We start from the raw sequence: 3,935 nt of genomic DNA on the forward strand, positions 1-3,935 counted from the left end.
CACCCCGCCGGCCCCGAGGACCACCAGCGACCTGCCCGGTTCGGGGCGCAGCCGGTTGAGCACGGTGCCCGCGCCGGTCTGCCCTCCGCAGCCCAGCGGCGCGACGACCTCGGCGGGGAGGCCGGAGGGCACCTTGACCACGCCGCGTTCGTGGACGACGGCGTGCGTGGCGAAGCTGGACTGGCCGAAGAAGCCGGCGTGGACCGGCGCGCCGTCGAGGGAGAGGGGAGTGGTGCCGTCGCCGCGGCCGCCGGAGAAGTTCAGGGCCTGGGCGGTGCGGCAGTAGGCCGGGTGCCCCGCCACGCACTGCTCGCACGCCCCGCAGCTGGCGAACGTGAGGCAGACGTGGTCCCCCGGGGCGAGACCGGTCACCTCCGCGCCCACCTCCTCGACCCGGCCGGCGCCCTCGTGGCCGAAGACCATCGGGGTGAGGTGCGGCGGCCAGGCGGCCCGCATGCTCAGGTCCGTGTGGCACACGCCGACCGCGGTCATCCGCACCAGGACCTCGTTCGGCCGGGGATCCTCGAGGAGCACCTCCCGCACGGTGAACGGTGCGCCCGGCGACCCGGTGACGGCCGCCCGGACGACCCTCACGAGCGCCCTCCGGGAACCTCGCCCGATTCCTCCTGCGAGGCCTCGGCCACGCGCTCGAGGAAGAAGTAGTAGTAAGGGCCCTCGGCGGTGACGCCCTTGGCGTTCATGATGCCCATGAGGGTGGCGTCGTCGACCCGCTTGAAGTGGTCGAAGACCGGCTGGCCGTCGTAGACCATCGTCGCCGTCGACTCGCCGCGGAACTCCACGGTCCACAGACTGGCCTCGCCCTTGCCCAGTTCGACGTTGGAGTACAGCTCGCCCTTCTCGTCACGGCACAGCAGCGGCTTGACGTCGTGCACGGAGGCGAACGACTTGCCGTACCAGCCGGCCTTCGCCAGCATGCCGTTGAGGGGGTGGCCGGTCTCGAACTCGCCGCCCTTCCACTCGCCGAGGATCTCCTCGGGACGGACGGTGTCCAGGGCGGCCCAGACGGCGTCGAGTCCGGCGGCGTCCACCGGGCCGTCCACCGCACGGAGCTCCTGGAAACGGGCGCGGGCCTCGGACGTGTTCATGCGATGTCCTCTCGTCGGTGCTGAACCAGGGATGTGGGGCATCGGGACGACGCGGCGCCGCGGGGCGTCGTGCCGGAGGGGCCCGCCGCAGGCGCCGGGCCGCCGGCGGGCCCGGCCGCGTCACCGTGAGGCGCGCTGCGCGGAACGGGTGAGGGACGGCCGGGCGAGCGGGAGGGCGGTGTCACCGGTGACCGTGCCGGGGTGCCCGACGGTGCCCAGGCTCAGCAGCACATGGCGTTCGGCGACCTCCTCGGCGGTGAGCGGTCCGTCGGCACGGAACCAGTTGGCGACCCCCTGGCACATGGTCAGGACCGAGCGGACCGCGTCGGCCGGGATCGGCGTGGTGAACACCCCCTGGGCACGGCCGGCCTCGACGGTGTCCAGCAGCATGTGCTGGAGGTAGTCGCGCAGGGCCACGTAGCGGGCCCGGTTCTCCGGCTCCAGGCTGCGGATCTCGGTGTCCAGGAAGGCCAGACGCTGACGGTGGGTCATGTACAGCACGATCGACTCGACCATGCCGCAGAACCTCGCCAGCGGATCGTCCCCGGCCTCCGCGGCCGCCGCGCGGCAGCGGTCGAGGACGTCCTTGATGGAGGTCTCCAGCAGGGTGGCCAGCAGGGCCTGCTTGTTCTCGTAGTGGTAGTACAGCGCGGGCACGGTGACGCCGACCCGGCCGGCGATCTGGCGCACCGACGTCCCGTGGTAGCCCTGCTCGTTGAAGGCCTCCATGGCGTGCACCAGGATCGGGTGCAGGCCGAGCGGCCCGTAGGAGCGCCAGTGCTCCGCTGAAGGCTGGGTGTCCTGGCTCGGCTCGGTGCTCAACGGCTCTCCTCGGGGCGGGCGGCGATCGGCGACATCGTACGGCCGTGAGGCGCGGGAACTTCTCCTCCCGGATACTTAGCGAGCGATCAGTAAACCACGGCGACCGCCGTCCGGTCTCGACTCACTTCCCTGACCGATGTCGCGAAAAACATCTGCCGCAAGGGGAGTTGACCGATCGCCATCGCCCTCCTACGTTCTTAGCGAACGCTCAGTAAGGCCCCGGTCCGCTCGGCGGTGAGTTCGCCGCGCACCGAGAGAGGAACCCATGAGCCATCACCCTTCCGACCCTCCGGACCCCGGCGGAGCCGGACGCCCCGGCGGAGCCGGGCCCCTGGACGGTGTACGCGTGGTCGAACTGGCGGGGATCGGCCCCGGCCCGTTCGCCGCCATGCTCCTCGCCGACCTGGGCGCCGACGTGGTGCGCGTCGACCGCCCCGGCCCCTCGCCCCTCGGCGGCGATCCCGCCTTCGACGTGACCAACCGCAACAAGCGCTCCGTCCTGGTCGACCTCAAGTCGCCCGAGGGCCCCGCCACGGTGCGGGCGCTGGCGGCCCGCGCCGAGATCCTGGTGGAGGGCTACCGGCCCGGCGTCGCGGAGCGGCTGGGGGTCGGTCCCGAGGAGTGCACGGCCGTCAACCCGGCGCTGGTGTACGGCCGGATGACCGGCTGGGGCCAGGGCGGACCCCTCGCGCCCCTGGCCGGGCACGACATCGGCTACATCGCCACCGCCGGCGCCCTGTCCATGATCGGGACGTCCGACGGCCCGCCCGCCGTCCCCGTCAACCTGCTCGGCGACTACGCGGGCGGCTCGCTCTACCTGACCACCGGTGTGCTCGCCGCGCTGCTGACCGCCCGCGCCACCGGACGGGGCCAGGTGGTGGACGCGGCGATCGTCGACGGCACCGCCCACCTGACCTCCATGTTCTGGGGCATGCTCGCCGAGGGCACCTGGCGGGACGCCCGCGGGGGCAACCTGCTCGACGGCGGCTGCCCCTACTACGGGACCTACCGGACCGGCGACGGCGGCTGGATGGCGGTCGGCGCCCTGGAACCGCAGTTCTACGCGCTCTTCGTCTCCCTGCTGGGCCTGGACGCCGACGACCTGCCGGACCGCGCCGACCCCCGCAACTGGGCGGAGCTGCGGGACCGGTTCGCCGCCCGGTTCCGGAGCGCCACCCGCGCGGAGTGGACGTCCGTCTTCGAGGGCACCGACGCCTGCGTCGCGCCCGTCCTCTCCCTGCGCGAGGCGGCCGGACACCCGCACCTGACCGGGCGCGGCACCTACACCGAGGCGCACGGCATCACCCAGCCGGCCCCCGCGCCCCGCTTCTCCGCCACCCCCGGCACGCTCCGGCTGCCCCCCGCCGCACCCGGCGCTCACACCCCCGACGTGGCCCGCGACTGGGACGTGCCCGAACTGCTGAAGGACCACCGCTGATGGAACTGTCCTCACCCCTGACGTACGCGGGCGATCCGCGCGCCGCCGCGGACGAGGCGGCCGCCCTGGAGTCCGCCGGACTCGACGCCGTCTGGGTGGCCGAGGCGTACGGCTTCGACTCCCCGACGATCATGGGGTACCTGGCCGCGAAGACCGAGCGGATGCGGATCGGCTCGGCCATCCTCAACGTCTACTCGCGCACCCCGGCGCTGATCGCCCAGACCGCGGCCGGGCTCGACGCCCTCACCGGCGGCCGGGCGATGCTCGGCGTCGGCGCCTCCGGACCCCAGGTCGTCGAGGGCTGGCACGGCCGCCGCTACGACCGCCCGCTGGGGCGCACCCGCGAGGTGATCGAGCTGTCGCGGCGGATCTGGCGGCGCGAGGTCATCGAGCACCACGGCATCACCGACCTGCCGCTGCCGGCCGAGAAGGGCGGCACCCACGGCAAGCCGCTGAAGCTGCTCACCCACCCCGTGCGCGACGCGATCCCCGTGTACGTCGCCGCCCTCGGGCCCGCGAACGTCCGGATGACCGCCGAACTCGCCGACGGCTGGCTGCCGTTCCTCTTC

At 73.5% G+C, this 3,935-nt stretch carries 5 protein-coding genes; 2 read left to right on the forward strand and 3 right to left on the reverse strand.

From position 1 onward, the window contains the following. The 3 genes from HW445_RS21340 to HW445_RS21350 all read right to left on the reverse strand — a co-directional run. The coding region (locus tag HW445_RS21340) for an alcohol dehydrogenase catalytic domain-containing protein (RefSeq protein ID WP_180222591.1) at positions 1 to 594 on the reverse strand (594 nt) is incomplete at its 3' end. After that, positions 591 to 1,106 carry a DUF4334 domain-containing protein gene (locus HW445_RS21345; RefSeq protein ID WP_180222592.1) on the reverse strand — a complete coding sequence of 172 codons (516 nt, stop codon included), beginning with the start codon at positions 1,104 to 1,106 and terminating at the stop codon, positions 591 to 593. The genes HW445_RS21345 and HW445_RS21340, both read right to left, overlap by 4 nt. Positions 1,107 to 1,226: 120 nt before the next feature. Then, positions 1,227 to 1,928, reverse strand: a complete 702-nt coding sequence (locus HW445_RS21350) for a TetR/AcrR family transcriptional regulator (RefSeq protein WP_180222593.1) — start codon at positions 1,926 to 1,928, stop codon at positions 1,227 to 1,229. Between the two features lie 265 nt (positions 1,929 to 2,193). On the opposite strand from HW445_RS21350, the gene HW445_RS21355 reads away from it, so the two are divergent. Together HW445_RS21355 and HW445_RS21360 are read left to right on the forward strand one after the other, a co-directional pair. After that, positions 2,194 to 3,366: a CaiB/BaiF CoA-transferase family protein gene (locus HW445_RS21355; RefSeq protein ID WP_180222594.1), complete on the forward strand. Its 1,173-nt coding sequence runs from the start codon at positions 2,194 to 2,196 to the stop codon at positions 3,364 to 3,366. Further along, positions 3,366 to 3,935 (forward strand): LLM class flavin-dependent oxidoreductase (locus tag HW445_RS21360; RefSeq protein WP_180222595.1); only part of this gene is annotated, 570 nt, incomplete at its 3' end. The genes HW445_RS21355 and HW445_RS21360, both read left to right, overlap by 1 nt.

It is taken from the genome of Streptomyces sp. UH6, assembly GCF_013421635.1.
Classification (GTDB): domain Bacteria; phylum Actinomycetota; class Actinomycetes; order Streptomycetales; family Streptomycetaceae; genus Streptomyces; species Streptomyces abyssomicinicus.